The organism is Cypionkella sp., from assembly GCF_034376685.1.
GTDB lineage: Bacteria > Pseudomonadota > Alphaproteobacteria > Rhodobacterales > Rhodobacteraceae > Cypionkella.
The window spans coordinates 1-14,132 of record NZ_JAXMJJ010000047.1 but is presented as its reverse complement, the minus strand read 5'-3'; the positions used below and the strand labels follow the sequence as shown (position 1 = coordinate 14,132).

The following is a 14,132-nucleotide window of genomic DNA, read 5'->3' as shown; positions in this document are numbered from 1 at the left end:
GCTTTCGCAGCCCATGAAGGCCGCGCGGGATGTCGCGCGGGCCCGAGCAGCCGGAGGCAAAAGACCATGACGACCCAATTCCAGAGCGAGGATTTCGACCGCAGCCCCGCCCTTTCCCAGACCGCCTGGGCGCTTCAGGAGCTTCAGCTCTATGGCACCCGTGCCTTCCAGGACGAGATCGATCTGCGACCGATGCCGGAGCCTGAGCGCCTCATCGACGCGGTTGGTGATATCTTCGATGCCCTTGTTGCGACCCTTGGCGACACCCGCATGGAACCCGACCTCGAAGAATTGCTCTGGGGCCAGGTCAACCTATTCCACCGCGCAGCTGCCCGCACGGAACGCCTACTCGATGACAACGAAGTGGCGCAGCACCGTCTTCAGCGCGAGCAGGACGGCTCCGAGGTGAAATCAACCGAGCTTGAGCGCCTGACGGCCGAAGGCACCAGCCTTGTTGAGCGGCGGCATTGTCTGGAAGCCTTCCGCGACCGCAGCGCCGAGGCGTTCGAGCTGCACACCGGCTCAACCTGGCGGCCCCGCTCTGGCTCGATGGTGAACCACAAGCACCTGACCGCCGCACTGATCGACAGCCGCGATTTCCTCTCCGCCAAGCGCCGCGCGGAAACCGAAGTGATGCTGCCCCAAGGCACCAAGATTGCCCTCACTGGTGGGACCGATTTCAACGACCATCGCCTGATCTGGGGCAAGCTCGATCAGGTCCAGGCCAAGTATCCCGACATGGTCCTTCTGCACGGTGGCAGTCCCAAGGGTGCTGAACTCATCGCCGCCAAATGGGCCGAAGCCCGCAAAGTCACGCAGGTCGCCTTCAAACCCGACTGGACCAAGCACGCCAAGGCCGCACCCTTCAAGCGCAACGACGCCATGCTGGACGTGCTGCCAGTGGGTGTCCTCGTCTTCCCGGGCAATGGCATTCAGGAAAACCTCGCCGACAAGGCCAAAAAGCTCGGCATCCCGGTCCTGAAGTTTGAGAAGGGGGCGTGAGCCCCCTAAGACTTCGCTTTCGGCCCAATGCTATCGGTCGAGATCGCCTCATGCTGAGGCGCGGCATGTCCGGAAGCGGTAGTTCAGGTCACGCCAAGTATCTTAATCCCAAAACCCGCATCCGGTCCGAGTATCACCTGTGCATCAGATTTCGGCATGTTCAGGCTGACCGCTATCGGAGAGCGGTGCGTAGGATTACCTCGCTGGGCGAAGCACACCCGCAGCCAAGGAAGGCATGACATGACAGCATTCATCATCGCAGGTCTTCCTTTGGATCTGACGCGGGTCAGACAACCCTCGGAGTCTCCCTTTTACGCGTCAATTCATACGCGACCGTCTTGGTCGCTCGTCCAATCATGGAATGACGAAAAGCAGCGCAGAGGTTAGGGCAGGATCAGCTTGATCCAAAACTGACCGCTTCGGTTTGCCTATGCAACTTATCTGACCGTATGGCTTCACGATATGAAGATTCGCAGATGCGTGTTATGCAATAGTGAAAAGGCTAGGGGACAAAATTTCGCATGCCGGAGCCGGGCTGAATAAGAAAAGACTTACCCTTTTTTAAGGCTGCGCCCAAATTGGACGCAAACAATCTTTGCGAGGGTTCCCTTGATTAGACTGGTTGCTTTAGTCGCCGTATCACTGCCTGCGGCGCTTCTTGTTATGTCGGCAAGCTGGCCGGGCTTAGGGTCGGACTGGTTCGTCATAACGAACTGGTCGCAACAGATCCCGGTCTATTGGATAATCCTGCCTCCCTGTCTGATCGCACTGGTTTTGGCCTGTCTCACGATCTTTCACCGGGATCTGCGATATGTTCCGGCGGCATTTGCACCCGCTGTTCTTGCTGCAATGTCGCATGGGCAGATCACAAGCCACGCCCCGCTTCTGACGGAAACGCCTCTGGGGGTGGAAGCGGTCGACGGGGCGGCCGTAGGCCTTTCCCCGGACCGCGCCATGACCCTGGGCGGGCTGATCGCCGCCTTGGTCGCGCCGCAATCGCTGCCGCTTGGGGGGGCATTGCTGCCGCCACCCGTCGCACTCGAAGTGCAACAGATTCGCGCTTACCAGGTCGCTGCGGAATTGCAGACAATCCTGAACCAGAGGGGCGATCTTCCCGTGGGCGCAATCGTGGCCCCCACGCCGCCTGCGGAGGATCTTGGGAAACTGCGCAGCGATCTTTCGATTGCCGAGGGGAAGCTGGCCGAAGCTCAATCCGAGCCCCGCATTTTCTGCAACCCTGAATATGATAAGCCAGGCGATCTTCGGAATGAGGAATGCCATATCCGCGAGCAACTAGAACATGAGATCCTGCAAGGGGCGATCAAAGCGGTCGAACTTGCGAAACAGGCCGTCGCGCTGGCCGAGGTAAAGGCCAGCACCCATGCCGATGACCTAGCGACCTATCAGGTGCAAAGCCGGCTGATCGCCGAAGCTGCAGGGGTCCTGTCCTACCAAAGGGGCGCCGCCGCCGAGGCCAGTCGCGTGACGAGGATGCGGCTGGTGGCATTGGCCGCGGCCGCGCTGATCCTCGCCTCCGCCCTTCTGACCCCGGGACTGTCGGCCGTTCCGATTGTCGTGGCCCCGGTGCTGCTGCTAGACATAGGCGATCTGCGATCAAATCTTCCATTCACATCCGCGCATTTCGCGGTGTTCCTGATCTCATTCGTTGTCTGTCGGCTGATCAATCTGGCCGCCCGGGGGAATTGGCCGCTGCTGCGCTTGCCGAGACCGGCCGAGCGCAAGGCGGCCTTCCTGCAAACGGCGGTGCGCTCCTGGCCGATTGCCGTCACGCTGGTCGCGCTGCTGATTCTTTCGGCCTGGATCGACAGTCAATTGCAGGGCTGGATCTATCGCATCCCGATTGACAGCGCGATACCGCATGCGGAAGGGCCGGAGGGCTGCCATTCCGGCGGAACCCTGATCTTTCAACAACCCGACGTGGAGGGCTGCGCGCCGCAGCGGTTGAAAACCGATGTGCTGGCCTCGTCGCGGTGGCACCTGAACCTTATGGAGCAGCGGATGCTGCAAGCGGTGGATCAAGCCAGGGCCGAGGGCATCACCAACGCCGATGCCTATGGTGCGAAGGTCCTTGAGATCTTTGAGCGCCATGTCCCCAAACGTCTGGCCAAGGAAGAGGTGAAGGGCGAGCCCGAAGCGCTCTATGTGTCGGCCGACTTCGATTTCAAGCGCTGCCGTTGGTACAGCGTGACGACATGGGGCAATTGCATCGGCAATATGCTGAAGGCCCCGGCTCGCAAGGGCTATGCCAGCCTGTACAACGATGCCCGCGCCAATCTGCAGCTGCGGATCACGGCCGCCATGGCGAAGGCCAAGGACAATCTTGATCAGCTTCATGAAGCGATGCGGCAGGAGATATCAGCTTCCATGGCCGAACTGCAAAGGACTACGGATGCCGAGATACGGCGCGGATTCCGTGCCCGAGACCTTCTGTCCAGCCTGGCGCGCATTGCATTGCTGGTGTCACTGCTTAGCGCGGTCACCCATGTCTTCCTGCGCACGCTCTGTTCACTTGACGGGCTGGAAGCCCGGCTGATGCGACACGCCCCAAGCAGCGGACGCAGGCCCGGATCGGAGAGTTCGGTCTTCGCGGAGGAACAGATCAGGGTCACTGAAGGATCGACCTTTCAAATGCCCGCCGGAAAGACCTTGCGGATTCGGCGCGAACATCCGCCGGTCAACCTGCAAGGCAATTGGGCCGCCCCCCGTCTGATCTCGGCGCCCCGAGGCCGGTTCGTGAAATATGTCGTACCACAAAACGCGGAGCGCGTGTCCTTGTCCTTCTCGCAAGCGCGCCGCGTGGTGGCCATCGACCTCAGGCAAGGGCAGCGCTTGGCGTTCCACCCGTCATCGCTGCTTGGATATGAAGAGGGGGTCAGATTTCGCACCCTGCTGCGGCGCAGGGCCTTCGACATCCTGTGTGGCCGATTCAGAACCGTCACGGCGTTGGGCCCAGGAAAGATATTTTTGCTGTTGGATGGGGACCTTTTAGTACTGCCGACGAAGGATAGCGGCGGCGTGGTGCATGTACTGGCACGGCAGATTATCGCTTGGTCCCCCGATGCGCAATTCACACTGCGCCGGGATGTGACGCTTTGGGCACTATATTTCAATCATCCGCTGGTCGCTCCGGTGCCGGGCGGTTTGGCCCTGGTTGATCAGGCCCGGCGAGCCCGGGGCGGCGGCGCCCGCCCGATCGGTATTCTGGCGGCCCTGCTCGCGCAGGTCTGAGACCGGCCGCAATGGCGGGCACCGCAGCGCGAATGGCCAAATTGGGCCAGAAACGCAATGCTGCAAGTCAGCAACCGACAGGTTTGACTAGAGAGAGTGGCCTGGCCCCTTGGCAGACAAGGTCGGCCAATTGCTGCCGGTTGAGGATGCGTCATGATTCGCAGAGGCGCTCCGCGAAGCTGCCGTTCAGTCAATAATAGGCTTCGCGCGCGGCGCAGCGGGCCCCTTCCAGTGCGGTCCGCAGGCGAGTCAGCGCCCCCACCTCGCACTAATGTCGAGTGGCGCGCGCAGTGGCGGCCGCGAAGTTCAACTAGCGCCTCTTCGATGCCTTCGTCGGCCCGCTCAAGAAACATGACGCCGTACTTTCCGGAGAATGGCCCTCGGACCGCAAAGACATGATGCCAGTTCAGGTTCACCTTCGTAGCAAGGTGCGCCAGCGCGTACCAGAATTGGGGCGGACAGCTTAACCAGAACCTCCGGGTAACGGCGGCCCATTTCAATCGCCTTCAATGTTAAGCCTCAATTTTTGACGTGTATCTTGGAGTTTCGAAGATAGACTGCAGCCGCTCCCGAAAGTCAGATGGCGCAGCGCTAAGGCGGTTTCGGAACACATGGTTCATTGCTTCTGCACTGCCGTAGCCTGAAGCATAAGCAATTGATGCCACGGACATATGCGTGGTCAGTAGAAGCCGTTTGGCGTGATCCAGCCTCGCCGCTGCGACGAAAGCGGCCGGAGGCGTACCAATTTCCAGCGTGAAGCGTCGGGTGAATGTGCGAGGGCTCATGGCACATAGACCCGCAAGGCGGGCAACACAAAGATCGCTCTCCGGGTGCGCCTGGATTTCATCCAATGCTGCTGTCAACCGACTGCCGCCTTTGGCCTGCGCACGAAGCGCTTCGCTGAACTGCGATTGCCCTCCGGGCCTACGAAGGAAAACAACGAGCTGGCGGGCGATGCTGGCAGCGACCTGCGAACCCTGATCGGCCTCAACCAGAGCCAGAGCGAGATCAATTCCGGCCGTTACGCCTGCCGATGTGCAAATTGGGCCGTCGATCGTGAAGATGGCATCAGGTTCGACGATGGTATCGGGATACATCGCCTTCAGCCGCGCAGTCGCGCTCCAATGGGTCGTTACCCGCCGCGCCGCTAGCAACCCCGCCCGGCCCAGAACGAAGGCTCCGCCACAAACGCTTCCGATGCGGCGCGCCGATGGTGCGATCTGCCACAACCAATCTCCCAAGCCCCCTTGGTTTACAGAGATCAGGCCCTTCTCTGTTCCTCCTGCGATCAGGATCAGGTCAAACGGGCCCGTCAGCGAAGACAGCGCCACAGTGTCGGCAAAGGAAATGCCGCCATCCGCAGTCACAGTACCGCCCTCGGGCGATGCGATGATGACGTCAGGTGCATCCGGGCACAGCGCGCGGGCACGCGCAAAGACCGCCGCCGGCCCCGCTACATCTAGCGGCTCAACGCCCGGGTATACGACAATAACGATGGGATCGACCTGAGACATTGGCGCAAATTATCAGATATGCGTCGTTTGGGCCAGACAATAGACCGGCTATCCCTGCCAATAAGACAGCCCTCGACCCGGGGCAGTGCTTCATGGAGGATCGGATGGCTTTTCTCGGATATACCTGTATCGGTACGAATGACTTTGACCCTGCGCTCGCATTCTATGACCAGTTCTTCGCGGCGATGGGGGGCAAGCGTTTGATGCCGACGCCAACCGGAGTGATTTTCGCCTTGGAAACCGGGGCGGCCATTATGATCGTGCGGCCCCATGACGGCGAGAAGGCGACCCCGGGCAATGGCACGATGCTGGCTTTCCGGGTCTCAGATCGTCGTGAGGTTTCGGCCCTGCATGCTCTGGCGCTATCACTGGGTGGCACCTGCGCAGGTTCGCCAGGACCCCGAGGGGATTGGGGTGAGTTCGCCTATCTGCGGGATCTTGATGGCAACAAGCTGGCAATCTTCTACCGGGCTCAAAGAGCTGCATGATGACGCGCAACATCACCGACGCAGGATATGTGCTGATCATTCATGAGGTCGAGCACTACCTGAAATGGAAGGACGTCTTCGATGCTGCGCAGAGCATTCGACGGAATGCGGGCGAGATTGACTATCAGCTGCTTCGACAAGACAACAATGAACGGAAAATCGTCCACTTTTCCCGCTGGCGGTCGCTGCATGCGGCGCGATCGTTCTTTGAATCGGACGAACTGGTGAGGATCCGCCAAGAGGCGGGCGTTATGGCACCAGAGTTCCTATACCTCGAACAGATCGAACTTGGCGCTTTGTGACCAGACACAGCATGGCCCGCACGGCTGCAAATCGGCAGCCCCGAATACACCAATCAGGAGTTATCGCCATGACGGCCTATGTCCATATCAATCTGCGGGTGGTCGACCCGGCCAAGCAAGCCCTGATTTCACCCCGTTTTCAAGCGGCACTTGAAAAAGCAGGTGGGAGGATCGTGCATTTCGGACCCGTCTTGGATCATCTTGAAGGCGATGTACCCCCCCTGCCACTTGCCGGGATATTCGAGTTCAGAACGCTTGAAGATGCCCGCGCATTTTATCATTCGGCAGAATACGCGCCCATCAAGGCAGAGCGTCTGACGGCGCAGGAAGCCCGTATGTTCATTGTAGAATGCGCCTGATCATGGCATCCGGTTCAACTCCGCGCCAATGGGTCGGCAGGCATGCGGGTTCGGATGTTCCCGCCTCTGGCTAACGGCCCATAGTCGTCAAAATTAGGCGCGACGTCTCTGCCGCCGCCTCTGCATAGGTCGGGTCGCGGTGCATCAGCATCGTTGAAAAAACCCCATCCATAACAAGGGCGATGCTGCGCGCTGCAAAACCGGGATTGGAAATACCAGCCACAGCATATTCTCCGGCGAGCCATCGTTCGAACTTCTTCTTATGCTCCGATCCGATGGCGATGGCCGGATGCCCCGGCATGTTCGCAAGCTCAGCCGCTGTCCGCAGAAAGCCACAGCCTTTCCATTTGGGGTGGCGCGCATTCTTGGCCAAACGCAAAAAGATTGCTGCGGTCTTGTCAGCAACGGTGCCCGGCGCCGCTTCAAACCATAACGCGAAAAGGGCCAAATTGGGTTGATCGCGAGAGGTCAGATAGGCGGCGATCAGGTCATCCTTGCTTTTGAAATGATAGTACAAGGTCTTCTTCGTCACTCCTGCCCTCTCGGCAACAGCATCGACACTGACGGCGCGGATGCCTACTCCATAGAACAGGTGATTTGCGGCATCAATGATGCGGTCGCGCGTGGTCGGGAGGGGTTGGCTGAGCATGTATACTAACCAGTGAGTTTCCCTACGCTGTCACGTCCTCTAGCGTCATGTCAATGCCAACTCGAAAGGTGAACGACATGACCGAGACAGTCTTGATGGAAACGGACGAAAATATTGCATTGCTGACACTCAATCGGCCTGAGAAGCTCAACGCGCTGAACTACCAAATGATTGACCGCCTGCTTTTACTTCTCGATATGATCGAAGATGATCCCAGAATCCGGGTGGTGATCCTGACCGGTGCGGGGGAACGCGCCTTTTCGGCGGGAGGAGATATCCCAGAGTTTTCTGAAAGCGTAAAGCTTGGGTCCGAAGCGGCGGTGAAGGCCTTCGTACGCCGGGGCCAGACGATGACCGCACGCATGGAAGCCTTTGGCAAACCGATCATTGCCGCCGTGAATGGCATCGCCTTTGGCGGCGGCTGCGAGATCACCGAGGCTGTCCATCTTGCAATCGCATCCGACCGCGCCATTTTCGCAAAGCCGGAAATCAACATCGGTATCCCACCGACGTTCGGTGGCACACAGCGTCTTCCGCGATTGGCCGGACGCAAGCGCGCGTTGGAGCTTTTGTTGACCGGCGATAGCTTTGGCCCCGATCGCGCCTATGAAATGGGTCTGGTGAACCGAGTGGTGCCGCATCAAGAACTGCTGCCGCGGTCCTTTGCCCTTGCCCATCGGATCATCCGCCATTCGCCGATCGCCGCGCATCGGATCATCACCGCCGTCACCCGCGGCCTGAACACAACTATCGCGGAGGGCCTGAACATCGAAAGCGAGCAATTCGCACGAATGGCTGCAACGCAAGACATCCGCGAGGGGCTGGATGCGTGGATCGACCGCCGCACCCCGGTCTACCCTGGCCTTTGAATCTGAACCCTTGGTGCGAGGCATTCTCGCACCAAGGGCCGCCATCGCCAAACCTGACAGAGTCCCTAGGCTTTGCCCTCTGGGTCGTCCCCAACATCGCTCATATGCCTGCGCCGCAGGAAGGCCGCATACTTGGGGACAACCTGGGGCATGAAGGTTTCTCCTGTGGCAGGTCGTGAAACACCAAACACCTGCCCCGGAAAGTCGAGGTCTTTTTGAATCGCCCAGATATCTTCATGCTGGTCAGCGGGAAGAATGTGGGCAGGATCCCCGACGGCAACCCAGCCAATCGGCACCATAGCACCCGGCTCAAGGCAACTGCGCAGATGCACGACGGCGTTGATGCGTATCTCCGACCTGTCCCCAATCACGGCTCCGTTGAAAACCGTAGCACCGGTAGCTATGAAGCACTCCCTTCCGACCCGACATCCGTTCAAGACGGCACGCGGACCGATCAACGAAAACTCGGCGATTTCGAGAGCAAAGCCCCGGATGCCGCGCAGCACCGCGTTTTCCATGATGACGCATTGGCCAGCAATCCGCACGGGGCCACCTTCGGCGACAATCACCGCGCCAAACCCGACAGAGGTATTTGGCCCGATTTCAACGTCACCGCTTACGATTGCATTCGGCGCGATCCTCGCCGTTGGGTCTATGCGCGGCACGCGATCAGCATCTCTCAAAATCATGGCTCACCTCTTTTCTTACGTGATGTTATTCCTGCCTCGCACAGGCCAAAGCCTTCAGAGCCAGATCTGCAAAATGGACAGGCCCAGCAGAGCCGCCATTGTTACGTTCAATATCCGCCACTGCCGATCCGTTCGAATGGCCCGCGCGAGAATCGCGCCGCCGGCACACCAGATGGACAGCGATAGGATTGCAGAGCCGCCAAAAACGATTGCCATCGTCGCAATTAGATGGGCGGGGTCGGGAGACAGCGATGCGAAAGAGCCGGCCACTCCGAATGCCATTGCCCAGGCCTTGGGATTTACCAACAATAACAAAGTTCCACCCAAAAAGCCGATAGGCTTGGCTTTTCCGCTTGACCCTGCGACGGGCGCGCCTGCTCTGGCGATGTTGACGGCCAACCAGAGAAGGTAGGCTGATCCCGCCAGCTGCATTGCCAAAGACAGCATCGGAAACTGTGTCAGAGCCGAAGAAAGCCCGGTCGCCGACACTGAGACCAGAAGAGCCAACGCCGCCGCAATGCCCAGAAGCAGAGGTAGGCTTTTCAGATAGCCAAATTGCGCTCCCGATGCAGTTGCCAGCGTCGTTGCTCCGCCCGGCGACAGGGTGGCGACAAGGGCAAACAAAATCAGCGACATCAGCATCGGCTTCATCCGCGTTCTTCTCGATTGTCACGACATCTTTCGGCAGTTGGAGAATCGGTCTGCGCCGCCAAAACGCCCCGATCGTCCGATGACGCCAAAACCGGGCACCCTTGTCCGACCTGCGCTGAAAGAAATCATGGCAAGGTGCTTGTCGGTGCATCAGCCTCATTTTGCACCGGCTTTGGGTTCCTTAATTGCGGCATGGTCCACAAGGTTCCAGGGCAGGCCGGCATTGCGGTAAATCCGCTTGCTCAGGCGAGGATAGTCGGCCACATCCTGGGCAAGCCGCTGGCCGACCACAATACAGCGCAACGGGCTGCTGCCGGTGTTGCGGATCGAATGGGCCAGCCCGCCTTTCGGATAGCCCAGAAAATCACCTTGGCCGATCTCATGGGCAACTTCCCCGATAAAGGCAGTGGCGTGGCCTTCCAAGACATAGACGCATTCATCCTCATGGTAGTGGACGTGATGCTCTGTCGTGTCATGCCCGGCCGCAACCTCAATGATATGAAAGCCCAAGCCGGTAAGCCCGGTCCGATCGCCGAGGGATTTGTTGACGCGAACCGCATTGGGATTCAGAAAGTGGGTCTTGTGAAGGCCCTCCATTTTCTGGATTTGGTCTGCGGTGATCAGGTATTCGAAATTGCTCATGCTTCACCCTTTTGCAGCGGCAGTAGCGGGTTGACACTCTCCATGCGCCTCAGCGCCCAAAGACCGCAGTGATCGAGGCGCGCGCGAGGCTGGTGCCGCTCGTAAAATAGCCGACCATCGCACCGGAGGCCGTTTCATCCAACGGAAGGACGTCTTGCGGCATAGCATATACTGTAAAGACATAGTGATGCGGTTCGTCTCCTTCGGGCGGGCAGAAACCGCTAAAGGTGTTCCGTGAAAAGTCGTTTCGCGCGGCGATTGCGCCGACGGGCAAGGGATTTTCCAGACTGCCACTGCCTTCGGCCAAGCTTGTGACCTCTGCCGGGATGTTGAACACCGACCAGTGCCACCAGCCCGAACCTGTCGGGGCGTCTGGATCATAGGCGGTGACGACAAAGCTTTTTGTCCCTTCGGGCTCGCCCTCCCAAGACAGGGAGGGTGCCATATTGCTGCCCGCGCACCCAAACCCGTCCAGAACCTGATCGGTCGTCAGGATTTGTCCCTCGGCAATATCAGCAGACGTCAGCGTCATTTCTGCACTGGCCGGAAGGGCGTATGTGCACGCGACCAGTGTTATGGCGAGGGCGGTGGGGCGGCGAGGGTTTTGCATCGTCGGGGTCTCCAATTGCGAATACCCCGGATCATAGACAGATCACCCTTTCGATGCGGTGCTGGTCGGGTCTTTGACTGTGCCGATCCGCTCATTGTGCGCGGTTGGATACGGTTTCGCGCTGCGAATGGCCGAAGGGCTAATTCCGAACCGCGCCCTGAAACGAATGGCAAAACGCGACGCAGAGGCATATCCCACGTCCAGCGCGATGCGGTTTACCGCAAGATCAGATGACTGTAGCAGGCCCAGGGCATGGGACATCCGAACGTCGGCCAGCAGGTCTCCAAAACTTGTCCCGTCGGCCGCAAGCCGTCGGCGCAGCGTGGCTTCGCTGACGGCCAGAGCGCGAGCCGCATCAGGAGAACGCCACGGCGCGTCAAGGTCCTTTGAAAGAGCAGAGCGAAGCCGGTTTGCCAACGAAAGTGGGCGTGCCGGACCAAAGCCGATGCCCTCTTCTCCAAGCCACAGCAGCACTTCGCGCACCGCGTGATTGCGTATCCGGTCTGGCGTCAAGGGATCGTCAAGCGCGGTCGCAGCCCTTTCGAACGCGCCGATGGTTCGGTCGTGGTTGGTCGTCTTGCAAGGGTCGCCTTCCGGCAGCGCCTCTTCCCGTAGACTTTCCAGAATACTCTCTGCCGGAATAAGCAGACTGGCAGCGTAGGGTCCGGTCGAAGACGGCTGGTTTTCAATCGTTAACGGCACATGCGCGGGCAGCACACCTATCGACGCAGTATTGATCGTGACCTGCCGCGAACCTTGCTGCACCCGTTTCGTACCCTCCCGAACAAGGACCACCGCAGGGAATTGAGATACCAAGGCACGTAAGAGCGCCGTGGTGGACTGACGGATCTGAAAGGTTGAGGAACTAGGCATAAAGGTAGCGTAACATTGACGCCCATTTTGTTGAAGTTCACATTCGAAGGCGCGCAGCAGGCCAGGGAGAGATGCACTGCGGCACCAATAAATGAATGGCTGCTATTACGGCCCAAAACCGACTATCGTTTGTATCGCGCAGTTTGACGCAAAAGCCCTTTCCGTCTCAGCAAATGCCCCTTTATGGTCGTTCTAGTGGCAGCCTGTCGAAGTTGCGTTTGCCGCCATCAATCTATTGGATTTTTTGCCGATGACCAATGCTGTCCAGTTTAGGCCTTTTCCCGGCGGTGAATTGGCCATCACCGGTGCACCAATGTTGCGTGCCTACCAAACCGTCGCATCCTATCAGATTGAACATGGCGAGATCGGGCTGACCAAGTCTGGCGCATGGAATTGGCATTGTATCGACTGGGTCGTGCGGCGGATGGATTTCCCGAACTGGACCGCCGACAAGCTGTACTCGGTCAACAAGGTCTTGAACGAATACGACGTTCCACCCTTGGAGTATCTTCGTGTCCTGCTCACTTCTTTGCGGCTCGGGCGAAAAATGCGCGGTGGATGGCGGCTGACGAAACCCGGCATGGCACTCGCTGGCGATCCGGAAGCCGCGTATTCCATGATTGCGCCTGCATTTCTGTTTAGGTTCGACCATACCGAAGGCATGCGGGTGGGGGAGGCGCCAGCGGGAGACTGGGGGCTTTGGCTGAACGCTATCAACAAAATGCCCGAGGACGGCTTTACTCTGCCTGACCTCGCGGCTTTCCTCTATGGGCCGGGCTGCGGCGGAGGATGGCGCGGGCCAGCGGGCGGGTTGTTCAGCGCAGTCGCGATGCCACTCGAATGGGTGGGAGTTCTGATCCGGACGGCGGGTGGCGGCATTGACGAAATGCTGTGGCGCAGGTCACCGCTTTGGGCTGCAGGGCTGGAGTTCCGCACTCAAACCAAACCGTCGAACGTGCTGCAATTTCCTTCGCGTTGACGGCACAGCTTAAGTTCAGTCCGGTCGGCAGCGGTTTCAGGGATCCATTTCCGCACCTTTTTACACCCAATCTTTGCAAGCGGGTGAATTTGCTGGTCAATGCGGCAACCAAGGGGCCATGGTCCAGGAGATGAGATACGCTCTTAAGCGTTAGATCGAGATGGAAGAATATGGCCCTACCTGATATAGTATAGAGGTCAGGTAGGATCACCACATGTTCGATATGGGTTCTCAACTCGAAGTCTTTCCAACCCATTTGCATTTGCGGCGGATTGACCCCGCACGCAACATGCGCCGCTATTACCGGATTGCCATTCACAGTGATCTTTTCGGCCAAGCCAGCCTTGTGAGGGAATGGGGTAGGATCGGATCGCGCGGTCAGATGATGGTCGAAACACATCCTGACGAAGGTCGGGCTATAAACGCCCTGATGAAGCTTGCCCGTGCCAAACAGCGAAAAGGGTATGCCCTATGAGCTAGGTCGACGATGAGTGCTACGGCCACCCGTCACCTTGCGCAAAGGACCCTTCGGGACGGCTCAAACCTCCGAACAGTCCCTGCGAGTCGACCAATTGCTCAATGTCTTACCCCGCACATCATTCCGATCAGGCGTATCAACTTTTCCGCGACTACCTCGCATCTTACCGTCAATCCGGTAGCGCGAGCTGACCGGGTCGTTCTGGACTTCACAAACCATCGCCATCATGCCCATTGATCGCAGACGGCGACACTGCACGGTGACCTGCACAAGTCAGCGTCACATTCGGTTGGTCCTTGCGTCGCTTATTCTCACCGGGCTGAGCCCTTTCGACGAAACGGTCGCTGCAATACGGCACGCGGTTGTTGACATGGTCCTCCCTATTTCCGGGTTCTTTCTCCCTGGGCCTGACACTGCCGTTTGCTCGTGTGAGCGGTTCTGCGCTGCCGCTTCCTGTGATCCCGACTCAGGCACCTCCCTTCGACGGACAATCCCCTAAGCCTGTTCGGCCTCTGGCTCGCAACCCCGCTCAGGTCCGGGCCGTGTTGGTCGCGTGCCGCTCCCTGCCCGCACCACCCCGGCCCTTCGGGGGTTTCCGGCGGCTGAAGCGCCACCGTGCAAGCCTCAGCCGACAGGCTTCATTCGGGTCTTGTCGAAGGGATGGTCCCTCGAGCCAGACACAGGAGCTTCACATGCAGAACATCGTCATCCTCGCCGGCAACATCGGTCAGTCCCCGGAAGTCCGCACCACGCAAGGCGGGACCAAGATCACCAACTT

At 59.1% G+C, this 14,132-nt stretch carries 15 protein-coding genes and 1 pseudogene; 9 read left to right on the top strand and 7 right to left on the bottom strand.

Features of this window, described 5'->3' with window-relative positions; all coding sequences use genetic code 11:
- Positions 1 to 66 precede the first annotated feature (66 nt).
- A complete protein-coding gene (locus tag U1A24_RS10620; RefSeq protein ID WP_322321954.1) occupies positions 67 to 1,002 on the top strand; it encodes a DUF2493 domain-containing protein in 936 nt (311 codons plus the stop codon).
- Between the two features lie 663 nt (positions 1,003 to 1,665).
- On the top strand, positions 1,666 to 4,251 hold the full coding sequence (locus U1A24_RS10615; RefSeq protein ID WP_322321953.1) for an AIM24 family protein: 2,586 nt from the start codon (positions 1,666 to 1,668) through the stop codon (positions 4,249 to 4,251).
- A 512-nt stretch (positions 4,252 to 4,763) separates the two neighbouring features.
- Here U1A24_RS10615 and U1A24_RS10610 read toward each other — a convergent pair.
- A complete protein-coding gene (locus tag U1A24_RS10610) occupies positions 4,764 to 5,765 on the bottom strand; it encodes a GlxA family transcriptional regulator (protein ID WP_322321952.1) in 1,002 nt (333 codons plus the stop codon).
- 104 nt (positions 5,766 to 5,869) lie between these two features.
- Here U1A24_RS10610 and U1A24_RS10605 point away from each other — a divergent pair, with 104 nt between their 5' ends.
- From U1A24_RS10605 to U1A24_RS10595, 3 genes are all read left to right on the top strand, one after another.
- Positions 5,870 to 6,253 carry a VOC family protein gene (locus tag U1A24_RS10605; protein ID WP_322321951.1) on the top strand — a complete coding sequence of 128 codons (384 nt, stop codon included), beginning with the start codon at positions 5,870 to 5,872 and terminating at the stop codon, positions 6,251 to 6,253.
- Entirely contained in the window at positions 6,253 to 6,555 is a 303-nt protein-coding gene (locus U1A24_RS10600) for an antibiotic biosynthesis monooxygenase (RefSeq protein WP_322321950.1), read from the top strand. The genes U1A24_RS10605 and U1A24_RS10600 overlap by 1 nt, the downstream gene beginning before the upstream one ends.
- Before the next feature lie 68 nt (positions 6,556 to 6,623).
- The gene (locus tag U1A24_RS10595; protein ID WP_322321949.1) at positions 6,624 to 6,914 is read left to right on the top strand and encodes a DUF1330 domain-containing protein; all 291 of its coding nucleotides are present in this window, start codon (positions 6,624 to 6,626) and stop codon (positions 6,912 to 6,914) included.
- 70 nt (positions 6,915 to 6,984) lie between these two features.
- On the opposite strand, the gene U1A24_RS10590 is transcribed toward U1A24_RS10595, so the two are convergent.
- Positions 6,985 to 7,563, bottom strand: a complete 579-nt coding sequence (locus U1A24_RS10590; RefSeq protein WP_322321948.1) for a TetR/AcrR family transcriptional regulator — start codon at positions 7,561 to 7,563, stop codon at positions 6,985 to 6,987.
- A gap of 77 nt (positions 7,564 to 7,640) precedes the next feature.
- On the opposite strand from U1A24_RS10590, the gene U1A24_RS10585 reads away from it, so the two are divergent.
- Positions 7,641 to 8,432, top strand: a complete 792-nt coding sequence (locus U1A24_RS10585; protein WP_322321947.1) for a crotonase/enoyl-CoA hydratase family protein — start codon at positions 7,641 to 7,643, stop codon at positions 8,430 to 8,432.
- Positions 8,433 to 8,497: 65 nt separating this feature from the next.
- Here U1A24_RS10585 and U1A24_RS10580 read toward each other — a convergent pair whose 3' ends face one another.
- From U1A24_RS10580 to U1A24_RS10560, 5 genes are all read right to left on the bottom strand, one after another.
- The gene (locus U1A24_RS10580) at positions 8,498 to 8,950 is read right to left on the bottom strand and encodes a hypothetical protein (protein WP_322321946.1); all 453 of its coding nucleotides are present in this window, start codon (positions 8,948 to 8,950) and stop codon (positions 8,498 to 8,500) included.
- A 225-nt stretch (positions 8,951 to 9,175) separates the two neighbouring features.
- Positions 9,176 to 9,772: a LysE family translocator gene (locus tag U1A24_RS10575; RefSeq protein ID WP_322321945.1), complete on the bottom strand. Its 597-nt coding sequence runs from the start codon at positions 9,770 to 9,772 to the stop codon at positions 9,176 to 9,178.
- Between the two features lie 156 nt (positions 9,773 to 9,928).
- Positions 9,929 to 10,414 (bottom strand): cupin domain-containing protein, encoded by a 486-nt coding sequence (locus tag U1A24_RS10570; protein WP_322321944.1) that lies wholly within the window; start codon positions 10,412 to 10,414, stop codon positions 9,929 to 9,931.
- Between the two features lie 49 nt (positions 10,415 to 10,463).
- Positions 10,464 to 10,946, bottom strand: a complete 483-nt coding sequence (locus U1A24_RS10565) for a YbhB/YbcL family Raf kinase inhibitor-like protein (RefSeq protein ID WP_322321943.1) — start codon at positions 10,944 to 10,946, stop codon at positions 10,464 to 10,466.
- A 120-nt stretch (positions 10,947 to 11,066) separates the two neighbouring features.
- A complete protein-coding gene (locus U1A24_RS10560) occupies positions 11,067 to 11,897 on the bottom strand; it encodes a helix-turn-helix transcriptional regulator (protein ID WP_322321942.1) in 831 nt (276 codons plus the stop codon).
- Positions 11,898 to 12,132: 235 nt separating this feature from the next.
- Between U1A24_RS10560 and U1A24_RS10555 the strand changes: the two genes are divergently transcribed.
- The 3 genes and pseudogenes from U1A24_RS10555 to U1A24_RS10545 form a co-directional block, all read left to right on the top strand.
- Positions 12,133 to 12,876 carry a hypothetical protein gene (locus U1A24_RS10555; RefSeq protein WP_322321941.1) on the top strand — a complete coding sequence of 248 codons (744 nt, stop codon included), beginning with the start codon at positions 12,133 to 12,135 and terminating at the stop codon, positions 12,874 to 12,876.
- Positions 12,877 to 13,090: 214 nt separating this feature from the next.
- On the top strand, positions 13,091 to 13,351 hold the full coding sequence (locus tag U1A24_RS10550) for a WGR domain-containing protein (RefSeq protein WP_322321940.1): 261 nt from the start codon (positions 13,091 to 13,093) through the stop codon (positions 13,349 to 13,351).
- Between the two features lie 695 nt (positions 13,352 to 14,046).
- Positions 14,047 to 14,132: pseudogene (locus tag U1A24_RS10545) on the top strand (single-stranded DNA-binding protein); the annotation flags it as partial.